The 20,539-nt window shown below is 67.4% G+C and carries 26 protein-coding genes; 18 read left to right on the top strand and 8 right to left on the bottom strand.

The window, feature by feature from the left end; all coding sequences use genetic code 11:
- Positions 1–64: 64 nt before the first annotated feature.
- From CEG14_RS15535 to CEG14_RS15475, 14 genes are all read left to right on the top strand, one after another.
- Positions 65–808, top strand: coding sequence for a Gp138 family membrane-puncturing spike protein (locus CEG14_RS15535; protein WP_094827217.1), 744 nt, complete (start codon positions 65–67; stop codon positions 806–808).
- A 16-nt stretch (positions 809–824) separates the two neighbouring features.
- Positions 825–1,178 (top strand): hypothetical protein, encoded by a 354-nt coding sequence (locus tag CEG14_RS15530; protein WP_094827216.1) that lies wholly within the window; start codon positions 825–827, stop codon positions 1,176–1,178.
- A gap of 2 nt (positions 1,179–1,180) precedes the next feature.
- The gene (locus CEG14_RS15525) at positions 1,181–2,362 is read left to right on the top strand and encodes a baseplate J/gp47 family protein (protein WP_094827215.1); all 1,182 of its coding nucleotides are present in this window, start codon (positions 1,181–1,183) and stop codon (positions 2,360–2,362) included.
- 1 nt (position 2,363) lies between these two features.
- Positions 2,364–3,029, top strand: coding sequence for a DUF2612 domain-containing protein (locus tag CEG14_RS15520; RefSeq protein ID WP_094827214.1), 666 nt, complete (start codon positions 2,364–2,366; stop codon positions 3,027–3,029).
- A gap of 483 nt (positions 3,030–3,512) precedes the next feature.
- Positions 3,513–4,298: a hypothetical protein gene (locus tag CEG14_RS15515; protein WP_094827213.1), complete on the top strand. Its 786-nt coding sequence runs from the start codon at positions 3,513–3,515 to the stop codon at positions 4,296–4,298.
- Positions 4,299–4,302: 4 nt separating this feature from the next.
- On the top strand, positions 4,303–4,776 hold the full coding sequence (locus tag CEG14_RS26045) for a hypothetical protein (protein ID WP_143277226.1): 474 nt from the start codon (positions 4,303–4,305) through the stop codon (positions 4,774–4,776).
- A 245-nt stretch (positions 4,777–5,021) separates the two neighbouring features.
- Positions 5,022–5,816, top strand: coding sequence for a gp53-like domain-containing protein (locus CEG14_RS15510; protein WP_094827212.1), 795 nt, complete (start codon positions 5,022–5,024; stop codon positions 5,814–5,816).
- A gap of 4 nt (positions 5,817–5,820) precedes the next feature.
- Positions 5,821–6,294: a hypothetical protein gene (locus CEG14_RS15505; protein ID WP_094827211.1), complete on the top strand. Its 474-nt coding sequence runs from the start codon at positions 5,821–5,823 to the stop codon at positions 6,292–6,294.
- A gap of 61 nt (positions 6,295–6,355) precedes the next feature.
- On the top strand, positions 6,356–7,138 hold the full coding sequence (locus CEG14_RS15500; RefSeq protein ID WP_094827210.1) for a gp53-like domain-containing protein: 783 nt from the start codon (positions 6,356–6,358) through the stop codon (positions 7,136–7,138).
- A gap of 232 nt (positions 7,139–7,370) precedes the next feature.
- Positions 7,371–8,042 carry a gp53-like domain-containing protein gene (locus CEG14_RS15495; RefSeq protein ID WP_143277225.1) on the top strand — a complete coding sequence of 224 codons (672 nt, stop codon included), beginning with the start codon at positions 7,371–7,373 and terminating at the stop codon, positions 8,040–8,042.
- A gap of 10 nt (positions 8,043–8,052) precedes the next feature.
- The gene (locus CEG14_RS15490; protein WP_094827208.1) at positions 8,053–8,442 is read left to right on the top strand and encodes a tail fiber assembly protein; all 390 of its coding nucleotides are present in this window, start codon (positions 8,053–8,055) and stop codon (positions 8,440–8,442) included.
- 250 nt (positions 8,443–8,692) lie between these two features.
- Positions 8,693–8,977: a hypothetical protein gene (locus CEG14_RS15485; RefSeq protein WP_141243359.1), complete on the top strand. Its 285-nt coding sequence runs from the start codon at positions 8,693–8,695 to the stop codon at positions 8,975–8,977.
- Positions 8,974–9,525 (top strand): lysozyme, encoded by a 552-nt coding sequence (locus tag CEG14_RS15480; protein ID WP_094827206.1) that lies wholly within the window; start codon positions 8,974–8,976, stop codon positions 9,523–9,525. The genes CEG14_RS15485 and CEG14_RS15480 overlap by 4 nt, the downstream gene beginning before the upstream one ends.
- Positions 9,522–9,989 (top strand): hypothetical protein, encoded by a 468-nt coding sequence (locus CEG14_RS15475; RefSeq protein WP_094827205.1) that lies wholly within the window; start codon positions 9,522–9,524, stop codon positions 9,987–9,989. The genes CEG14_RS15480 and CEG14_RS15475 overlap by 4 nt, the downstream gene beginning before the upstream one ends.
- A 23-nt stretch (positions 9,990–10,012) precedes the next feature.
- Here CEG14_RS15475 and CEG14_RS15470 read toward each other — a convergent pair whose 3' ends face one another.
- Positions 10,013–10,828 (bottom strand): prohibitin family protein, encoded by an 816-nt coding sequence (locus tag CEG14_RS15470; RefSeq protein WP_255032413.1) that lies wholly within the window; start codon positions 10,826–10,828, stop codon positions 10,013–10,015.
- Between the two features lie 96 nt (positions 10,829–10,924).
- Positions 10,925–11,149, bottom strand: a complete 225-nt coding sequence (locus tag CEG14_RS26040; protein WP_143277224.1) for a hypothetical protein — start codon at positions 11,147–11,149, stop codon at positions 10,925–10,927.
- Between the two features lie 143 nt (positions 11,150–11,292).
- On the opposite strand from CEG14_RS26040, the gene CEG14_RS15465 reads away from it, so the two are divergent.
- Positions 11,293–12,516 carry an MFS transporter gene (locus CEG14_RS15465; RefSeq protein ID WP_094827203.1) on the top strand — a complete coding sequence of 408 codons (1,224 nt, stop codon included), beginning with the start codon at positions 11,293–11,295 and terminating at the stop codon, positions 12,514–12,516.
- Positions 12,517–12,582: 66 nt separating this feature from the next.
- A complete protein-coding gene (locus tag CEG14_RS15460; protein WP_094827202.1) occupies positions 12,583–12,972 on the top strand; it encodes a ribosomal maturation YjgA family protein in 390 nt (129 codons plus the stop codon).
- A gap of 60 nt (positions 12,973–13,032) precedes the next feature.
- On the opposite strand, the gene CEG14_RS15455 is transcribed toward CEG14_RS15460, so the two are convergent.
- From CEG14_RS15455 to CEG14_RS15440, 4 genes are all read right to left on the bottom strand, one after another.
- Positions 13,033–14,145: a porin gene (locus tag CEG14_RS15455; protein ID WP_094827201.1), complete on the bottom strand. Its 1,113-nt coding sequence runs from the start codon at positions 14,143–14,145 to the stop codon at positions 13,033–13,035.
- A 296-nt stretch (positions 14,146–14,441) separates the two neighbouring features.
- Positions 14,442–15,803, bottom strand: coding sequence for an MFS transporter (locus tag CEG14_RS15450; RefSeq protein ID WP_094827200.1), 1,362 nt, complete (start codon positions 15,801–15,803; stop codon positions 14,442–14,444).
- A 539-nt stretch (positions 15,804–16,342) separates the two neighbouring features.
- On the bottom strand, positions 16,343–17,062 hold the full coding sequence (locus tag CEG14_RS15445) for a phosphatase PAP2 family protein (RefSeq protein ID WP_094827199.1): 720 nt from the start codon (positions 17,060–17,062) through the stop codon (positions 16,343–16,345).
- 168 nt (positions 17,063–17,230) lie between these two features.
- Positions 17,231–17,629: a DUF1090 domain-containing protein gene (locus CEG14_RS15440; protein WP_256985732.1), complete on the bottom strand. Its 399-nt coding sequence runs from the start codon at positions 17,627–17,629 to the stop codon at positions 17,231–17,233.
- 128 nt (positions 17,630–17,757) lie between these two features.
- On the opposite strand from CEG14_RS15440, the gene CEG14_RS15435 reads away from it, so the two are divergent.
- On the top strand, positions 17,758–18,660 hold the full coding sequence (locus CEG14_RS15435) for an aldose epimerase family protein (RefSeq protein WP_094827197.1): 903 nt from the start codon (positions 17,758–17,760) through the stop codon (positions 18,658–18,660).
- Between the two features lie 57 nt (positions 18,661–18,717).
- Complete coding sequence (gene bla, locus CEG14_RS15430) at positions 18,718–19,638, top strand: class A beta-lactamase (RefSeq protein ID WP_094827196.1); 921 nt, start codon at positions 18,718–18,720, stop codon at positions 19,636–19,638.
- Positions 19,639–19,657: 19 nt separating this feature from the next.
- Here the strand turns inward: bla and CEG14_RS15425 are convergent, their stop codons facing one another.
- Positions 19,658–19,966: a hypothetical protein gene (locus CEG14_RS15425; protein WP_094827195.1), complete on the bottom strand. Its 309-nt coding sequence runs from the start codon at positions 19,964–19,966 to the stop codon at positions 19,658–19,660.
- 85 nt (positions 19,967–20,051) lie between these two features.
- On the bottom strand, positions 20,052–20,507 hold the full coding sequence (locus tag CEG14_RS15420) for an Lrp/AsnC family transcriptional regulator (RefSeq protein WP_176461516.1): 456 nt from the start codon (positions 20,505–20,507) through the stop codon (positions 20,052–20,054).
- Positions 20,508–20,539: the final 32 nt, after the last annotated feature.

Below are 20,539 nucleotides of genomic sequence, written 5' to 3'. Positions count from 1 at the left end.
GGCGAACGCCGCCGGCGCTGCGTGGCGCGATTCGCCCCGCGACCCGCCGACCCGGCGACACACCATGAACAGATACGAACGAATCAACGACCCGGAAGGGACGCAGCGGCAGGCCCTGCGCGCGCACCAGGCCGGCATGTGGACCGCGATGCCGGGCATCGTGCAGGCTTTCGATGCCGCCGCGCAGACCGTGTCGGTGCAGCTGGCGGTGCTGATCCCCGTGCGCGAGCCGGATGGCTCGAGCGTGCCGACCCAGATCGACGTGCTGCACGACTGCCCGGTGCATTTCCCGGCTGGCGGCAACTGCACGCTGACCTTCCCGGTGACGCCGGGCGACGAATGCCTGGTGGTGTTCGGCTCGCGCTGCATCGATGGCTGGTGGCAATCCGGCGGCGTGCAGGCGCAGCCCGACCGCCGCATGCACGACCTGTCGGACGGCTTTGCCCTGGTGGGCTTCCGGTCGCAGCCGCGTGCGCTGGGCGGGGTGAGCACCTCCGCCGTGCAGCTGCGCAGCGACGACGGCCAGGCCTTCTTCGAGCTCGACCCAGCCAGCCACAAGCTGCGCATCGTGGCGCCGGGCGGCCTGGAGGTCGACGCGCCCGAGTCCACCTTCAGCGGCAAGGTCACCGTGTCCGGCCTGTTCACGTTCCTGGGCGGCCTGGTGGGCTCCGCGCTGTCGGGCGCCGCGGCGAAGATCGCGGGCGCCTTCGAACTGTCGGGCCAGCTCAGCGTCAACGGCAAGCGCGTGGACGACACGCACACCCACACGGCGCAGGGCAGCAACGCCGTGACCACCCCACCCAACTGATTCCGGGAGGCATCGAATGCGATACCGAAAACTGGACGCCCAGGGCGATTACGTCTTCGGCGGCCAGCAGAATGATTTTCTGCGCGACACGCCGCTGGCCGTGGGCCAGGCCGTGAAGACCCGGCTCGCGCTGTGGCGCGGCGAGTGGTTTCTCGACGTGCGCGAGGGCATGCCGTGGCGCGAGGAGGTGCTGGGCGAACGCCGCACCCCGACCCATGACGCGGCCATCCGTCAGCGCATCCTCGCGACGCCGGGCGTGACCGAGATCGCCGGCTACGAAAGCCGGCTCGATCCGGAATCGCGGCGCCTGAGCGTGCGCGCCACCCTCAACACCCTTTATGGCTCGGCTCAACTCGAGGCGATCTTATAACCATGGCCATCACTTCCACCGCACCGGTCATCGATGCGACCGGCATCCACGCGCCAACCTACGCCGATGTGTTCGAATTCCTGCAGACGCAGTTTCGCGCCATCTACGGGGAAGACGCCTACCTCGATCCTGACAGCCAGGACGGCCAGCTGCTGGCGGTCTTCGCGAAATCCATCTCGGATTCCAACGCGGCGGCGATTCAGGTCTACAACTCCTTCTCGCCCGCCACGGCCGTGGGCGAGGCGCTCTCGAGCAACGTGCGCATCAACGGCATCGCGCGGGCGACCGCCAGCAGCTCGACGGCCGACCTCCGGCTCGTCGGCCAGGTCGGCACGCGCATCGTCGCCGGCCGGGTGCGCGACGCCGGCCAGGCGCTCTGGGCCTTGCCGGGCGAGGTCGTGATCCCGCCCGCGGGCGAGATCACGGTCACCGCCACCTGCCTGAGCGTCGGCGCGCTTCGTGCCGCGGCCAACACCATCAACCAGATCGCCACGCCCACGCGCGGCTGGCAGTCGGTCACCAATCCGGCGCCGGCGGTGCCGGGCGCGCCGGTCGAGACCGATGCCGCGCTGCGTGTGCGCCAGGCCCGCTCGGTGGCGCTGCCGTCGCTGACGGTGCTGGACGGCATCGCGGGCGCCGTGGCCGCCGTGCCCGGCGTGCTGCGCCATGTGGCGCTCGAGAACGACACGTCCAGTCCCGATGCGCACGGCCTGCCGCCGCACACGATCGCCGTGGTGGTCGAGGGCGGCGACGCAAGCGCCATCGCCCAGGCGATCGCGCGCAAGAAGACGCCGGGCACCGGCACCTACGGCACCACCACCGAACAGGTCGCCGACCCGTACGGCCGCGTCATGGACGTGCGCTTCTTCAGGCCGACGGATGCCCCGGTGAGCTGCCAGATCACGATCAAGGCGCTGCCCGGCTATTCCACGCTGGTGGGCGACGCGATCCGCCAGGCGGTGGTCGACTACGTCAACGCGGTGCCGATCGGCGGCGGCCTGGGCGAGGCGGTGGAGTGGGGCGAAGCGCTGTCCGCGGCCAACGCGGTCGACGGCTCGCGTCCGTTCCGCATCTCGTCCTTCACGCTGAGCGGTCCGCGCGGCGCCGGCACGCCGGACGTGGCGCTGCTGTTCAACGAGGCGGCCTCGTGCAACGTCGACGCCGTCACGCTCACGGTGGCCTGATATGGCGGACCTCGACGCATACCTGAGCCTTTTCACGGCGCAGCATCGGGACAAGCCGCGCTACATGGCCGTGGCGCAGACCCTGCTGCAAGGGCCGGTGGCGTTGCAGAACGCGCTGCTGGACCTGCCGCGCCAGTTCGATCTCGACGTGGCGATCGGCGCGCAGCTCGACGTGGTCGGCGAGTGGGTCGGCGCCTCGCGCGGCGTCGACACGCCGATCGAGGGCGTGTACTTCGCCTTCGACACCGACGACGTGGGCTTCGACGAAGGCGTCTGGAAGGGCCCCTTCGATCCCGACGCGGGCGTGAGCCGTCTCGACGACGACACCTTCCGCCAGCTGATCCGCGCCAAGATCGGCGCGAACCACTGGGACGGCACGGTGGAGAGCGCCACGCCGGTCTTCAACGCGATCTTCGACGGCGAGACCTACGCGTTCATCCAGGACAACCAGGACATGTCCATGGACATCGCGCTGGCCGGCAAGCGGCCGTCGGCGCTGTTCAAGGCGCTGCTCACGCGCGGCTACCTGCCGATCAAACCGGCGGGCGTGCGGGTGAACTACTACATCCTGCCCACCTATGACGGGCCGCTATTCGGCTTCGACATGGACAACCAATACGTCGCCGGCTTCGATGAAGGGGCCTGGGGACTGCTTTTCGGAAACTGAACTCCCGATGGCAAACGGATGTTCCCTGGTCCGCACTGACGGCGTTGGGAAAACCGCCGCAGCGTGGACCTGACCCGAAGCTTCGTCAGTACGCAGACCAACATGTTCGCGACGCACCGCCAAAGGCTTTCGGCCAGCGCAACGTCGCGTTGCTCGCCTGCATCAAGTTCTGATCCGGCGCGTCGCTCGACGCGTCTCTCGATTTTCCCGATGCCATGAAGCCACCCGTTATCCAGGTGGCTTCATGGCGTCGGGTCGTCTCGAAGGAGGAGCCGAAACACCTTTGACACCGAAGTCTGGCGACGCGTGTGGCGCGCGTCCCCTCCATCACCCTCTCGTTCACGGGAGCGCCTCGATGGCTGCACCGTAAGCGGCTTTCAGACAGCGCGCCAACCGCGCAACAGACCTCAATCGCACGATCAGATCCAACGGGATTCCAGCCGGAAACCCAGAAGCGCAACTTCATGATTCGACGAGGTAATTGTGGCAATCAATCAACTTCTTCCCTTTGGCCTGGCGCCGGGCGCGAACGTGCTCACGCCGGAGGAATACTCGGCGCTCGCATCGCGCGCCGCCGGCTTCGGGTCGGGCGTGGCCCGCTCCAAGGACGTCAACACCCCCATGCGCCAGGCGTCCTTCGTGGCCTCGGCACTGGGGCAGTACATCAGCGAGCGGTCCGGCCAGGACGTCCTGGACGACGGCGACGTGCCGGGTCTGGTGGACAAGCTGACCGCGGCGCTGGCGGCGTCGCCGGCGTTCACGGGCACGCCGACCGCGCCTACGCCCGCGCAACAAGACAGCTCGGATCGCCTTGCGACGACGGCTTTTGTGAAGACGGCACTCTTGCCATTGGGGGACAGGGCCACCGAGACCCGTGCCGGCATTGTGCGACTGGCGAGCAGCGAGTTGGCTCAAGGGCTGAACGATGACGAGACCGTGCTGACGCCGAAGAAGCTCGCCGATGCCTTCAGCGGAACGAACCTGATGGAAGCCGTTCCCGGCTATCTCACGCTCCCGAATGGACTCACGCTGGTGTGGGGCGCCGCGCAAGAGGTCCAGGCAATCAATCCGGTTGTGTTCTCCAAGGCGTACAGAAGCAGTCTGCTGGTCCTGTTGATTTCCATACATTATCCGAACGGAACGACGGCGAACAACGTTGGGACAGTCTTCGTATCCTCCAAATCCCTTGCGGGATTTTCTTGGGTCAACTCAGGAGACGGCGCTGCAAACCAGACGGTGCAGATCAATTACCTCGCTTTGGGACGATGAACTGATGAGTATGCCCGTTTTCTACAGCCCGACAACCGGAGGGTTCTATCCGGATGCCCCATATGGAGAAGTGGGGGATGAAGTCGAAATATCTGCGCAGTTGCATCGCGCGCTGATCGCGGGACAAGCCGCCGGGAAAATTATCAAAGCCGATCCGCATGGGTATCCGGCTTTGGCCGAATCTGAATCACCTTCTGCCGATCAGATTGAGACGGCTCGTATTACCGCCGTGCAACGAATGATGGACGAGGTAGCGCGTTCACATAAGTACGCAAGCCTTGCTGATGCGATTTCCTATGCAGAAGAACCCGCTGTCCCACGTTTCCAGGTTGAAGGAAGAGCATTCAGAGCCTGGCGTTCTTTGGTTTGGGCCTATTGCCACCCCCTGTTCGCACGCGTCAGGTCGGGAGTCGAGGACATGCCGACAGAAGAGAGCCTGCTCGCGTCTTTGCCGATGATGAACCTATCGGTCGAATGACAAGGATCGTCGCAAGACCACTCGCATGTAAATCGGGGAGCGGCAATATTCCCTATCTTCAAAAACGCCCTCTTTTGAGGTCAATCGGGAGTGGCGGTCTGATCACTCGCTGGAATCGTCTGGCGAAAACGTCGCGCGAGCTATCGGCGACAGCGCGGAGCACGCTGGTGTTCGGCAATTCTTTCTATGGATGAACTGCGCTCATGCTGCAGCAGTTCTGTACTCAATGATTCGATGAGGTATGCATGGCGATCAATCAAATTCTCCCCTTTGCACTGGCGCAGGGCGCGAACGTCCTGACGCCCGAAGAATACTCGGCGCTCGCTTCGCGAACAGCGGGCTTTGGGTCGGGCGTGGCCCGATCCAAGGACGTCAACACTCCCGTGCGCCAGGCTTCCTTCGTGGCATCTGCACTGGGCCAATACATCAGTGACCGCTCCGGCCAAGATGTACTGGACGATGGCGACGTGACCGGGCTGGTGGAAAAGCTGACCGCTGCATTGGCGGCTTCGCCCGCCTTCACCGGGACGCCGACTGCGCCGACACCGGCCGTAGAAGACAGCTCTGAGCGCCTGGCGACGACGTCCTTTGTGAGCTCGGCGCTCGCGCCGCTTGGGAACGAAGCCGACGAGGATCATCTCGGCATCGTGCGCCTTGCGACCGGCGTGCTGGCCCAGGCGCTCAATGACGATAGGACTGCCCTGACCCCCAGGAAACTCGCCGATGCATTCGGCGGCCCGAACCTGGGCGAAGCTGCTCAAGGTTATCTAAGACTGCCGAACGGTCTGGTTCTGCAATGGGGAACCTCGCTAGAGTCACATCCCGCGATCTCCTCGACGACGGTCACGTTTCCTCGGGCCTATGCCAGTAGCCTTGTTTGTCTCCTCATCGCCGAAGAATACAAGGATGGAACCAACGCGAACGACCTCGGCACCGTTTTCGTGAGCCGAAAGAGCCTGACCGATTTCTCTTGGGTCAACGCCGGTGGCATGGCGACTGGCCACACTGTGCAGATCAACTATTTTGCTTTGGGACGATGAACTTATGAACACCACAGTTTTCTTCAGCGCTACCACCGGGGGCTTTTATCCCGGCGCACCGTACGGCAAAGTCGGCGACGAAGTCGAGATTTCTGCAGAGCAGCACGCCACGTTGATCGCGGGCCAGGCCAGCGGCAGGCTCATCGTTCTGGACGAACGTGGTTTTCCGGTGCTGGGCGACCCTCCGCCGCTCAGCCTGGCGCAGCAGGAGCAGCTCCGCATCGTCGCCGTTCAGCAGGTGCTGGATACGGCGGCACGCAATCAACGCTATGCCAGCCTGGCGGACGCTATTTCATATGCAGATGAATCGTCGGTGCCCCGCTATCAGGCGGAAGGCCTTGCATTCCGCGCTTGGCGCTCGCGCGTGTGGGCACATTGCCACGATGTGTTCGACCGGGTGAATGCTGGAACGATCACGATGCCGTCGGTTGCGACTTTGATCTCGTCGCTCCCTGCTTTGCAGCTGCCGCAGGCATAGCCTGCTGGCAGGCTGCGGCGCACTGCGACGCGATAAGACTCAATGATTCGATGAGGTAATTGTGGCAATCAACCAGATCCTTCCGTTTGGCCTGGTGCCGAGCGCCAACGTGCTCTCGCCGGAAGAGTATGCAGACCTCGGCGCGCGCGCCGGCGGCTTTCAGTCGGGCGTGGCCCGGTCATCCGAAGTCAACACGCCGCTGCGGCAGACCTCGTTCGTGGCCAGCGCGCTCGCGCAATACATCGTCGAGCGCTCCGGCCTGGACGTGCTCGACGACGGCGACGTGGCCGGGCTGGTCGGCAAGCTGATCGCCGCGTTGGCGGCGTCGCCGGCCTTCACCGGCGCGCCCACGGCGCCCACGCCGGCGCCGCAGGACAACTCGAGCCGCGTCGCGACCACTGCTTTCGTGGAGTCCGCGCTGGCGTCGTTCAGCGAACTGTCCACCGAGTCCCGCGCGGGCCTGATCCGTCTCGCGACGACGGCCCTGGCCCAGGCCATGGTCGACGACGGCACGGCACTCACGCCCAGGAAGCTGGCCGACAGCTTCAAGGGCGCCAATCAGCAGCTCTCGGGCCAGGGCTTCCAGAAGCTGCCCGGCGGCCTGATCCTGCAGTGGGGCGAACTCACGATCACCAACACGGGCAACATCACCTTCCCGAGCGCCTTTCCGAACGGCGTGCTGAATGTCAGCGCCACGGCGATGTCTGCGATCGACAGCACGACGACGTCCTCGTGCTTCGTCGAGCTGGCGGTGCGCAATGCCGGCCAGATGTGGGCCAAGGTCATCCAGTACGACGGTCGCCTCGGCACCCGTGGCATCCACTGGACGGCGCTGGGTTGGTGATGAGGCAAGACCTGCGCCATCCCGCCGTTATTTGGCGGAATGCGCGGGCGACCGCCTGCTGCCGGATGCCGGAGAGAGCGGATTCGGGGCGGCTGGGCGTTGAGAGCTGTGTCATTCGACCGAGCGCCTCCGCATCTGTGCTTATCCGTGCGGGGGGGGATGTCCGCTTTCAGAAAGAACACAGCACGCGGCTGAACCGTCTCACTCAATTCATTCACTCGACGAGGTTATTTTGGCAATCAATCAAATTCTTCCCTTCGGCGTCATGCCAAGCGCCAACGTACTTTCTCCGCAGGAGTACGCCGCGCTCGAAGCGCGACTGGCAGGCTTTCAGGCCGGCGTGGCGCGTTCCCAAGAGGTCAACACCACGCTGCGACAGGCTTCGTTCGTCACGTCCAGCCTGGCTCAATTCGTGGCCGATCGGTCCGGCGAAGACGTGCTCGACGATGGCGACACGGCTGCGTTCGTTGCGCGTCTGACGCGGGCGGTGATCGCGTCGATCGCGTCCGCCTCCGAGAGCAACGCGGGCGTTCTGCCCATCGCGACCCGCGCCATGGCGCAGGCGTGGGAGGACGACAGCAGCGCCCTGACGCCGGCCAAGCTGGCCGACGCGTTCATGGGGAACAACCAGCTCAAGGCAGACAATGGGTACCAGAAGTTTCCCGGCGGCGTCATCATTCAGTGGGGGCGGGCGAGCGTGGCAGTGGCGGGCATCGGCACAGTGACTTATCCGGTCGCATTTCCGAGCACTGCGTTCTCCGTCATTGTTTCCGCCTTCAACTCGGACACGACGGGTGAGGGCGCCAACGTGATCAGCCATTCCCGGACCAGCTTTCAGTTCGTGCACCTGAGTAACAACAGCCAGTCGGCGGGGAGCATCCGCTGGTTTGCCATTGGCGCTTGATGGAGGCCTCATGGCCATCATGTACAGCCCCTCTGAAGGCGGATTCTTCGACTCGCAGATTCATGGCGATACGGTGCCGCGGGACGTCGTTCCGGTGGCGCGCGCCAAGCATGCTGCGCTATTGAGCGCGCAGGGTACGGGGCAACGCATCGTTGCCGGCGCGGGAGGACAACCGGTTGCGGTGGATCCTCCCGCGCCTGACGTGCCGCAGTGGACTCGCCACCTACGGTCGCGGCGGGATGCGTTGCTGCGCGACTCCGACTGGACGCAGCTATGCGACGTTCCCCAAGAGATCCAGCGCAGGTGGCGGCCGTATCGGCAGGCGTTGCGCGATCTTCCTGCACAGCCGGGGTTTCCCGCGACGGCAGTCTTTCCCTCGATGCCTCATGACAGCGACTGACCCGCGATCTCCGGCAGGTGCCGCGGTGCCGGCCGGTCGAACCAATGATCGGAACTTGGACATGGTGAACTCCAAACCGAAGTTCGCCGGGCGCGCTGGGGTAGGCCCGCCGCGCCGCCCGACCTTGGCCGCACAGACCGGAGCATCGATGCACAACTTTCTCCGCCACCGCCCCGGTGGCTTTTTTCATTAGAACGGCCGTCTGGCACGGCCTTCGTCATCGCCGGCGCAGCGCCGGCAAGGAGCCCCCGTGGCAGACGATCCCCGAATCGATGCCGCCATTGAAAATCTGAACGCGCGTGTTGCCCAGATTGAAAGAGACATGGCGGCCAATGCAGAAATCACCGCGCGCAACACCGATCTCATTCAGCAGATCGACCGCAACACCCAGGACATCGTGGATACCTTCCAGGCCCTTTCCGGCGGCTTTCGCGTGCTGCAGGGCCTGGGCAGGATCGCGCGGCCGCTCGCCTGTATCGTCGGGCTCGTGGCTGCGGTCCTGACGGCAGGATCGGCCTGGCGAGGTTTCAAATGAGGCCCGCGCTCAAGCTCGCCGGCGGCGCCGCCGCGCTGCTCACCAGCGGATCGCTGATGCTGTTCTCGCCCGGTCTGCAGGACCACCTCGGGCGCTGGGAGGGCAGCGGCATCCACGTGGTCTACGCCGATCGCCTGGCGAACGGCCTGCCCACGGTGTGCAAGGGCATCACGCCGCACACCAGCCCCGTGCCGCTGCGCATCGGCGATACCTGGACCGCGCAACAGTGCCTCGACGCCGAGCGCTGGGTGGTGTCGCGCGATCAGCGTGCGCTGGCCGCATGCATCCGCGTGCCCGTCAGCCAGGCGGTGTTCGACGCGCTGAGCAGCCATGCCCACAACTTCGGCGTTCCCAGCACCTGCGCGAGCCGCGCGGTGGCGTTGATCAACGCCGGCGAGCTCGCGGCCGGCTGCGACGCGCTGGCGCACGCGCCGGATGGCACGCCGGTCTGGTCGTACGTCACGCAGGCCGGCCGCAAGACCTTCGTGCGCGGCCTCTACCAGCGCCGGCTGGCCGAACGCGCGCTCTGCCTCTCGGGGCAGCCATGAGCGCGCTGCTGCGCGGGCTGTGGCCGGTGGTGCTGGCGCTGGCGCTGGCGCTCGTGGCGGTGCTGTTCGTGCGCGCCTACGGCGCCGCGCAGTATCGGGCGGGCGAAGCGGCGCAGCGCCTGGCGTCCTGGCAACAACAGGTGCGCGTGGAGCGTGCCATGCAAGAGGAGAGGGATCGTGCCGATGAGCGCTATCGCGAGGCGGTGGCGGCGCGCGAGGCTGCACAGGCTGACGTGGCTGATCAGCGCCGCCGCATTGACGGGCTGTTGCGCGAGCGCGCCGAGCGCCGCGCCGCGGCTGCCGGCGCCGGCGGCCGACCTGATGACACCGGTCCCGACTGGATCGGCGTTATTGCGGCGTGTGTCGCAGGATATGAACGATTGGGCCGCGATGCTGCAGGATGGGCCGACCAGGTGAACGGCCTGCAGGACTACGTGCGGGCGCTGCAGCCGGCCGCGCCCTAGGCGGCGGCTGCGGCGCGCGCGACTTACTTGATGCCGATGAAGGGCAGGGCGGAGCCCGGCACCTGCGTTTCCGGCAGCTTGCCGTCCCACTTCTCGACGGCGTTCAGGTTCACGAGATTGGTGTTGGTCGCCAGCGCGCGGGCCTTGGCTTCGATCGCCGCGGCCTCGGCATCGCCGCGCAGCTTGATGCCGTCGGCTTCCGCCTTGTACGCGGCCACGCGCGCTTTCGCGGACGCCTCGGCCTGCACGACCTGGATCTCTGCCTGGATCTCGGCGGTCTGCTTCTGTTGGCGCGTGGTCTCGATCTGCACCTGGGCCAGCATGCGCTTCTCGATGCTGTCCTCATAGGCTTTCGAGAAGCCCACTTCCTCGATCTGCACGCTCACCACCGTCACCGGCACGTCCTGCAGCGCGGCGCGCATGGCGGCGTTCGCATCCATGCCCATCTGTTCGCGCTTCTGGATCGCGCTCACGGCGGTGTACTTGCCGAACACGTTCTTGACCACGTCATACGTGCGGCGCTCGATCACGCGCTGCTCGAGGTTCGCGAGGGTCTGGTACTCCGAATACAGGTCGGCGACCTTCTCAGGCGGCACCTGGTAGGTGATCGACACGCGCAGGCTGGCCGGCTGCTGGTCATAGCTGTAGGCCTCGAGCGGCGACGAGCCGCGCCCGCCGAACGTGATGGTGTGGTCGCGCACGGAGATCGTGCTCACGGTGTCGATCGCCGGCACCTTGAAGCCCAGGCCGGGCTCGGCCACGCTGACGATCTTGCCATTGCGCAACACCACGCCGCGCTCGCCCTGGTCCACCTGGAACCACGACCCGAACGCCAGCATCAGGATCGCCACGAACACGACGGCGCCGGCCACCCCCCACTTGATCGATCCCTGCACGGCGCCGATGCGCGACAGTTCTTTGCTTGCCATTTTTTGTTATCTCCCTTTGCCGTTGCGTTCGGCGAAATAGGCTTTGATGCCCTTGACGAGGAAAAAGGCGACGACGGCCGCGCCGATGAAGATCAAAGCGGTTCGCATGGACTTGTCCTCCCATAGTTCGTGCCGGGCGCAATAGTAGACGCAAGCCTCACCACGCAGATCGCGGTTGTTGCGCAGAATGTGGCCACATGAAACGGGATGTTTGTCGCCGCGCGCACGCACGGCCGCCGGCTGCGAATTCGTGGCGCAAGAAGCGGGACGCGGCCGCGGGTCGGCGGCGCTACGCTGCGGCCGCACCGGGGCGTTGTCGTGCGAGGCCGTATGGATGCGGCCGCAACGACCCGGTCGTCTTCCGGGATCCGTCCATGTCCGCTTTCAATGCCGCAAGCGCGCCCGCGCTCACCACGCTGGTGCGCGCCAATCTGGCGGCGCAAAGCGCCGAGCAGCTCGCGCTGGCCGTGGCGCCGCTCATTGCCGCCCTGCATCTGCAGGCCAGCGCCGCGCAGACCGCCTGGCTGCAGGCGGCGCAGACCCTCCCGTTCCTGCTGCTGGCGCTGCCGGCGGGGCTGCTGGCCGACCGCGTCTCGCGGCCGCGACTGATGGGATGGGCGGAATGGCTGCGCGCCGCCACCCTCGCTGCGCTGGCCGGACTCTGGTTGCACGCACAACTGAGTCTCGGCTGGCTGGCCCTGCTCGGGGCGCTCGGCGCCTGCGGCACGGTCGCGTACAGCGTGGCCGCGCCCGCGCTCGTCCCGGCGCTGGTGCCTCCGGGCGGGCTCACCCATGCCAATCGGCAGCTCGAGCTGTCGCGCAGCCTGGCCCTGGCGCTCGGGCCGATGCTGGCGGGGCTGCTGTACGACCGCGCCGGCGCAGGCCTGGTGCTGGGCCTGGCCTGCGCCATGTCCGCCTATGCGGCCGCCCGCATGGGGCGCCTGCCCGACGCACCGCGCGCGGCCGGCAGGGCGCCGTCGCCCTGGCGCATGCTGGGCGAGGGGCTGCAGTTCGTGGCAGGCCATGTCTGGCTGAGGCCGATCGTCCTGACGGCCGTGTTCTTCAATACCGCGTGGTTCGTGTTGCAGGGGATCTACGTGGTCTACGCCGCCCGCCACCTGGCGCTGTCGGCCGCGCAGATCGGCCTCACGCTCGGCCTCTACGGCGCGGGGATGGTGGGCGGCGCCTGGCTCGCACCCGCGTTGGCGCGGCGCTTTGCGTTCGGCACGCTGGTGGCCGCGGGCCCGGCCTGCGCCTTCGGCGCCGCGCTGTTGCTGCTCGCGTCCTGGGCATGGCCGACGCTCTGGCTGGTGGCGCCGGCCTTCGTGCTGTTTGGCGCCGGGCCGATCCTGTGGACCATCACGACCACCTCGCTGCGCCAGGTCGTGACGCCGCCGGGCATGCTGGGCCGCGTGTCGGCGCTGATCCTGACCGCCACGTATGGTGCGCGGCCGCTGGGCGCCGCCATCGGCGCGCTGGTGGCCGCGCGGGCCGGCATCGATGCCGCGCTGTGCGTGAGCGCGGCCGGCTTTGCGATCCAGCTGGGCATTCTCTGGCGCTCGCCCGTGCGCCGGCTGGCGGCGCTGCCGGCCCATTGATCCGGCGGGTGGACACCGGTCGGAATTGCCGGGCGGACACGCGGGCGGCGGGTTACGATCTCGCGCATGACGCTGCGCTTCGATTTTCGATCCCTGCTGATCGCCCTGATCCTGTTCGTTGCCCTGGTCCTCCTGGCCACGGTGGGCGCCGGCCTGGGCTGGGTCCGCAGTTTCCTCGGCGACACCCTGGCCGTGGTCTGGGTGTACTTCCTGCTCAAGACCGTGTTGCGGGCGCACGTGCTCACGCTCGCCGGGCTGGCGTTCGGCATGGGCGCCTTCGTCGAGCTGGGGCAGTACCTGGCCGGCGAACTGGGCTGGCGCATACCCAATCCGGTGCTGCGCATCGTGCTGGGCAGCACCGCCGACTGGTGGGACATGCTGGCCTATGCGCTCGGCTGGGCGCTGGTGCTGCTCATCGAGTTGCCCGCATGGCGGCAAACAAAAACGGCATCCTGAGGATGCCGTTTTTGTTTGCGCGAACGGCCGGGCCGTCCGCGCATCGGGGTGCGAATCCGATCAGAAGCGATGCACCAGGCCGGCGCCGACCGCGGTGCTCTTCACGCCGTCGATGAAGGCGTAGTCCTTGGCGTACGAGGCGTAGGTGTACACGTTGGTGCGCTTGGACAGGTTGTAGGTGTAGCCCAGGCTCCAGACGTTCATCTTCTCGTCGCCGCCGGTGAGCTGGTCGTTCGACGGGTCGATCAACTGCCACGAACCGAACAGGCTGCTGGCGCCGCCGACCGGCACGGTCGCGCCGACCATGTAGGCGTTGGCCTTGAAGCCGTCCACGAATCGGTTGTTGCCGAACAGGTCGCTCAGCGGCGTGCCGGCGGGCAGGTCCTGGCCACCGAACCAGCCGTCGGTCGTGCGGGCGTAGGCAGCCGCCAGCTTGACCACTTCGAAGTCGTAGCTCGCGCCGATCGCGTACTGGCGCGGCGTGGCGCTGTCGGCGTCCGGCTGGGCGCTGGCGTTGCTGCCGTTGAGCTGCTCATAGGTCAGCGTCACGTTCAGCGGACCGCTCAGGTAGCGCAGGCCGGCGGTGATGCCGCGGGTGTTGTCGGCGGTGCCGAAACCGGTCTGGTCGCCGTTCGTGTCGTCCACGTTGAACGCGTAGCCCACGCCCAGCTGGAAGCCGTTCACGGTCGGGGTGCGGTACATGACCATGTTGTCCCAGCGCACGGTGTTCGCCGAGGAGAAGCCGGTGCCGATGTTCGACTGGGTGTAGCTGGTGTAGAACGGATCGATGTCGGCAAGCCACTTCGACGACATGTTGGTCTGGCGGCCGAACTCGAGCACGCCCCAGGCGTCGTTGGCCAGGCCCAGCGTGGCCTGACGGCCGAACAGACGGCCATTCTGGCCGCGGCCGCCATTGCTGGAGTCGAAGCCGCTTTCGAGCACGAACTGTGCACGCAGGCCGTCGCCCAGCTCGTCGCTGCCGCGCACGCCCCAGCGCGAACCTTCCTGGATGCCGTTGATGGTGCCGATGCGGCTGCCATCGAAGCCGCCGCCCTTGATCTTGTTGTAGCCAATACCGGTGTCGATGACACCATAGAGAGTGACTGACGATTCTGCGTTAGCCACACCCGCGAAACCTGCCATCAGGGCGGCAACAAGCAGCGTCTTGGTCATAGGTAATTCTCCGTTTTTTGAATTGAGGACATCGAGCCCGCGGCGCAAAGTTGCCTGACTCCGGCGGCGGGCAGGCCTTATTGCAACAGACACGGCCCCGATGGCCCACCCCAAAGGCCGCGAAATGCGCCATAAATCGCCGCTTTTGTTGTGTATACGCAACCGGTCGCGGCATTTTGATGTCGTATTTTGTTGCATCGCCGGCCCGCGGCGATGATTGCGCGCGCAACGGTTTTGCCGGTGCGAGGGCAGGCGGGACGGCCCGGACGAGCCGCCCCACGTGCGCGCGCAGGCGCTCAGCGCGGGGCTGCGGCCCGGGCGGCGTTTGTAGCCGAAGGCGCCGGCTGCGCCGCGCCCTGGTAGTGCTTCGGAATCAGCAGCACGAACAGGCCGGCGAGCACTGCGGCGCCGGAGAACGTGAAGAAGTTCCAGGCCAGCGGCAGCTGCAGGCTGGCGAGATAGCCGCCGAGCACCGGGCCGCTCATCGCGCCCACGCGGGCGAAGCTCAGGGCCCAGCCCGTGGCGGCGCTGCGCGCGTGCGAAGGGTAGTAGTTGGTGAGGTAGCCCGTGAGGATGAGCGACGAGGAGATGCTGCCCACGCCGGCGAGCGCCACCAACATGTAGTTGAGCGCCAGCCCGTTGTTGAAGGTCAGGCAATAGATGCCCGCGCCGCCCACCAGATAGAACAGCGCCACGATCCGGCGCGGCTCGGACTTGTCGGCGATCTGGCCGAGCACGATGCCGCCGATGGCCGAGGCCAGGCTGAAAACCAGCAGGAACGAGATGCTGGACCCGAGGTCGTAGCCGTTCTTGCGCATGATCTGCGGCAGCCAGGTGTTCAGGCCATAGACCAGCATCATGCCGAGAAACAGCGCGCCCCAGAAGCACAGCGTGGCGCGCAGGTGCCGGGGCGCGAAGATCGCGCGCATGATGTCACGCCAGGTGGCGGATGCAGCGGTGGCGTCGCGTTGGCGCGGCGCGAACGCCGCCAGCGAAGCGATGCCGAGCTTGCGCGCCTGGGCCTCGGCCTCGGCGGTGCGGCCCTTGGCGAGCAGGTATTCGATCGATTCCGGCAGGAAGCGCGCCATGAAGGGCACGGCGATCAAGGGCAGGGCGCCCACCGCGATCACGCCACGCCAGCCGATCCGCGGCAGCAGTTGCATGGCCACCGCGGCCGAGCACAGAATACCCAGCGAGTAGCCCGAATACATGATGCCGTAGTTGAAGCCGCGCCGCGCGGGCGGCGAATACTCGATGGTGAGCGCAGCGGCCACCGGGATCACCCCGCCCAGCCCGAGCCCGCCCACGAAGCGGAAGGCCGCGAACCACTCCGGCGTCGGCGCCCAGCCGGCGCCCAGCATCGTGAGCGAGAACAGCGTCACGCAGCCCAGCAGCATGCGGCGGCGCCCGAGCAGATCGCTCGCCATGCCCACCACGAACGAGCCCACGAACATCCCGGCCAGCGCATAGCTGCTGAGCACGCCCGCCTGCAGCGCGCCGAGATTCCAGCCCTTGTCCGCCAGCAATGCCGGCATCACCGCGCCCATGACGCCGACGTCGTAGCCTTCGAACAGAATGGCAAGCCCGCAGATGGCCAGCACGATGTAGGTGGTGCGGGCCGGGGTGGTCCAGGGTACGGCAGGGCCTTCGTGTTGCATGATTTTCCCGATGGATGATTGTCAGTGTCGTGTCGCGCCCGGCGCCACGCCAACCGCCGCCGGTTCGATGCGCGTTTAATTTAGGTTTGAACTATATAGCTGTCAATCAATGGCAACCCTGCCGTGGCCGGAGGCAGGGGGGGCGTGGCGGCAATCTGTAAATGCGCTTGACTTGGGTGCGCGGCGGGCGCAGCATGAACTCATGCTCATTGCACTCGCAACCGATGCGGGCGGCCGTGAAAGCGGGGGCTGGCAACGCCTGTCTCAGGCGCGGCTCTCATGGCGGCGCAGGTCCGCAACAGCCACGCTGGTCGACGCGCGATCCGCAGAGCACAAAGCCCCGATAAATCGGGGCTTTCGCTTTTTCCGGGCCCCGATAGATCGGGGCTTTCGCTTTTTCCGGGCACCGATAAATCGGGGCTTTCGCTTCCAGGCCTTCACGTGATCCAGGCCCTTCACTCGCCCATCCCGGAGCCAGGCTTACCCTCACCGGACGCATGCGGTTGCGCGCGCATCGATTCCGCTACGAGCAGGCCGGCTCAACGGCGGCGCATCACGGGCCAGAAGCAGAGCGCGCCCACCGTCCACACGATCAGCGCCGACCAACAGGTCTGGCTCAGGAAATGCGCGCCCTGCGCGATGCGGACCCATGCAAACGCGGCGCCGCACAGCATGCCGGCGGCCAGGCCGCACCAGCGCAGCCGCGGCCGCTGCATCGCCAATCCCAGGAAGTACAGCAGCCCCACCGCAAAGCCGGATCCGGCGTGGTGGCTGGGCAGCGCATGGCCCGCCGGCTGTCCCGCCCCGGCCCAGAACGTAGTCGGCCAGGGCAGGCCGCCGCCAAACATCGCCAGCGCGTAGGGACGCGGCAAGGCGGTGAACTGCTTGAGCACCGCGATCGTCAGCGGCGCAAGCAGCATGGCCAGCAGCAGGGACGCGGCTGCGGCCCGCCAGGGACGGAACCACTCGACCCGGTAACTGGCGATCAGCAGGCCCACGGCCACGGCCGCGACCAGACCCGGCAGCACGGGCAGCACCTGATGACCGAGGTTTTCGATCAGCGCCACCGCCTGCAGCGGAAAGCGGTTCGCGTCCGCGTCGAAGAAGTGCCGCGTCACCGCGAGATCGACGCTGCTGAACTGCACGGCGAACGCGAGCAGGGCGAGCAGCGCCGGTATCAGGACCAGATGGGTGGGTGCGTAGCCCGATCCCAGGGACCGGGAGGCGGGGAGGGGGCGGGGAAGCGGGGTGGCGGACATGACGAGCGCATCGAACGAAACGCCGCCATGCTAGTGGCCCGGGAATCGAATAAACGTCAAATTTCCGCGGGGCGGGCGCCGGGGGGCGACCCGGCCCCTGAGTCGCCAGGCGTCAGCGCCGGCGCGCACGACGCTATCGCGCGATTCCGCGCGCGCGGTCCGGGCCGCTCAGCGGTAGATTTCGGCGCGTGCCGCAGCCAGGTCGTCCTGGGCTTCCTTGAGCTTGCGCTCGGCCTTCTGGATATCTTTGCGCTTGCCCTCCGCCTTCTCTTCGGCGAGCTCCTCTTCGCGCTCCTTCACTTTCTTCTCGGCATCGCGGATCTTGTCTTCGCGTTCGCGCTGGAGCTTGGCGTCGTCGCAATCGCTCGCGGCGGCCAGCGCGCGTTCGAGGCCGCGCACGCGGCTGCTGTTGTTGTGCTCGCGCGCGTAGGCCAGCTCGCGTTCGATGGATTGCTTCTTGGCCGCGCAGCCGCGCAGGGGAGTGTCCTGGGCGGAAGCCGGGGCCGTGACGGCCGATGCCGCCAGCATCAACAAAACGAGGGCGAGATGTCGCAAACGAAGGTTCATTGCCGCGTCCTGAGGGTTGAGTCGTCCAAGCATAGCCGGGCGGTCCTGTTGTCACCAAGCAGAGGGGAGGGCACAATCGACGGGTTGCCGGTCGACCTGGCCGCGGCCGTCTTCTGGAGCCCTGTTCGATGTCCACGCCCGCCACGCCCTCCAATGTGCCCTGGCTCGATGCCACGCAACGGGTTTCGATTGCCTCCGGGGCGCACCAGGCCGAGTTCTCGCCTGGCGGCGGCGGCCGCCTCACCGCGCTGCGCACGGGCACGCACGACTGGGTCGTGCCCATCACCGAGCCGGGCTGGCCGACCACGCGCTGGCCGCGCGCCGGCTCCTATCCGCTCGCGCCCTATTCCAATCGCATCCGCGACGGCCGCTATACCTTCGAGGGCCGCAGTCACCAGCTCGAATCGCTGCCGGGGCGCCCGCACGCGCTGCATGGCAGCGGCCTGCATTCGGCCTGGACGGCGCGCAATGTGCAAGCCGATAGCGTCGAGCTGGTGCTGGCGCAGCCGCAAGGCGTGCTGGGCTGGCCGTCGGCGTTCGAATGCGTGCAGCACTACCGGCTGAGCGCGCGCGGCCTCGCGCTCACGCTGTCCCTGCACAACCAGGGCGAACACGACATGCCGTTCGGCTTCGGCGTACACCCCTATTTCACGGCGCGCCGGGTGCAGCTGCAGGCGCGGCGCTACTGGCCCGCCGGCGCCGACGGCCTGCCGCAGGCGGGCGTGGCCACGCGCGTCGACGCCATCTCCTGCTCCAGGGAAGGCTGCGACACCTATCTGTCGCAATGGGGCGGGCGCGCCCTGCTCGAATGGCCGGATGGGCATCGGTTGTCGCTCGAGGCCGAGCCGGCCTTCGAACACCTGGTGGTGTACTCCGCGCCGGGGGCGTCTTTCCTCTGCGTCGAGCCCGTCACCAACGTCGCCGACGCCTTCAATCTGGCGGCCGCGGGTGTCGCCGATACCGGCATGCGCGTGCTGGCGCCGGGCGCGCGCTTTAGCAGTACCATGCATTTTGTCCTGCTGTCGCCCTGAGGCCGGCGGACACCGACATGATGTTTGCGGGCGCAACCGCCCGCGAAGGACGAGACGATGAATCGCCGCAATTTTGGAGCGCGCCTGGCCGCACTGGTCGGCGCTGCGCTCGCAAGCGGCGTCCTGCCCGCGGCGCGCGCGGGCATGCGCGACAGCCCGGACGCCGACACCGATCTACCGCGCCAGCTGGCGCGCCTCGAAGCCCGCGATGGCGGCCGCCTGGGCATCGCGGTGCTCGACACCGGCAGCCCGTTCACGCTGGCCTATCGCGCCGACGAACGATTCCCGCTTTGCAGCACCTTCAAGTGGCTGGCCGCCGCCGCCGTGCAGGCCCGCGTGCAGCAGGGGCAGGACCTGCCGGAGCGCCGCATCCGCTACGGCGCGCCCGATATGGTTGCGTACTCACCCGTCACGCAACAGCACCTCACCGACGGCATGACGCTCGATGCGCTGTGCGAAGCCGCCGTGGTCTGGAGCGACAACACGGCGGGCAACCTGTTGCTGTCGACGATAGGCGGGCCGCCCGGCATCACCGCGTTTGCGCGCGCCATGGGGGATGACCTCACCCGGCTCGATCGCATCGAGCCGGCGCTGAACGAGGCGCGGCCCGGCGACGAACGCGACACGACCACGCCGCTGGCCATGCAGCGGCTGCTGCAGAAGGTCGTGCTGGGCGATGGCCTGGCGCCCGCGCAGCGCGAGCGCGTGCAGGCCTGGATGCGTGGCTGCCGCACCGGCGACACGCGGCTGCGGGCGGGGGTGCCTGGAGATTGGGTCGTGGCCAACAAGACCGGCGCCGGTGGCAACGGCACCAACAACGACGTCGGCGTGCTGTGGCCGCAGCGCGGCGCACCGGTGGTGGTGGCCGCCTATCTCACCGGTTCGCCGGCGTCGCGCGAGGCGCAGAATGCCTTGCTGGCCGAGGCCGCGCGGCTCATCGCGCACGGCGTTACGCAGGCGCGCCTGCGCGCCGGCTGAACGCGTGCGGCAGGGCCGTTCAGCCCTTCTTGGGCGGGACGGCCTTGGGCTCGTCGCAGCTGAACGTGATGATGGCTTCCTTGGGCAGCAGGCCGGTCGCCTTGTTCGATGTGACCTCGGGGCGGGCATACTGCAGCCCCATGCTGGCGCAGTGGTTCTCGGCCTGCTGGCGCGCGACGTTCTTGATCTCGACCCAGGTCATGGGCTTCATGCCGGCGTTGTAGCTGACCTGGTAGCGATCCTTGTCGAGCTGCTTCACGGCGCCCGAACTGGCGCAGGCGGTCAGCAGGGCGAGGGGCAGCAGGAGAAGGGCAAGGCGAGCGGGCATGTCGATTCCGAGGGGCGGCGCGGCGGCCGGTTGATCCAGACCGCCATTACAAAGCAATTCGGGCTTTCGGCACAAGTGCCGCGGTTCAGTCGCCCAGCGCATTGCGCCGGTCGAGCTTGCGGCTCAGCACGATGGAGGTCTGGGTCTGCTTGACGCCGTCGAGCAGGCCGATGTGGTCGAGCAGGTCGTCGAGCTGCTCGTGCGTTTCGCAACGCAGGAACACGAGATAGTCGTAGGGGCCGCTGACCGATGACACCTCTTCGACCTCCGGCAGCCGGGCGAGCTCGCGGATCACCGCCGCGGGCGTCTTGGGCAGCACGCTGATGAAGCAGTACGCGCGCACCGCCGCCTCGTCGAGCCGGCGGCCCAGCCGCACCCCATAGCCCGCCACCACGCCGTCGCGTTCGAGCCGCGCGATGCGCGCGACCACGGTGCTGCGCGCCAGGCCGAGCTTGCGCGCCAGGATGGCGGTGGCTTCGCGCGCATTGGTTTGCAGCAGGCTGAGCAGACGGCGGTCGATGTCGTCGAGGGGAGCGGGCATGAGGACGGGGGGCGTGGTCGAAGTCTCTGGCG

The organism is Bordetella genomosp. 1 (assembly GCF_002261335.1).
In the GTDB taxonomy this organism is placed as follows: domain Bacteria; phylum Pseudomonadota; class Gammaproteobacteria; order Burkholderiales; family Burkholderiaceae_B; genus Bordetella.
Note: the sequence above shows the minus strand (reverse complement) of the source record. Positions and strands in the feature narration are given on the sequence as shown.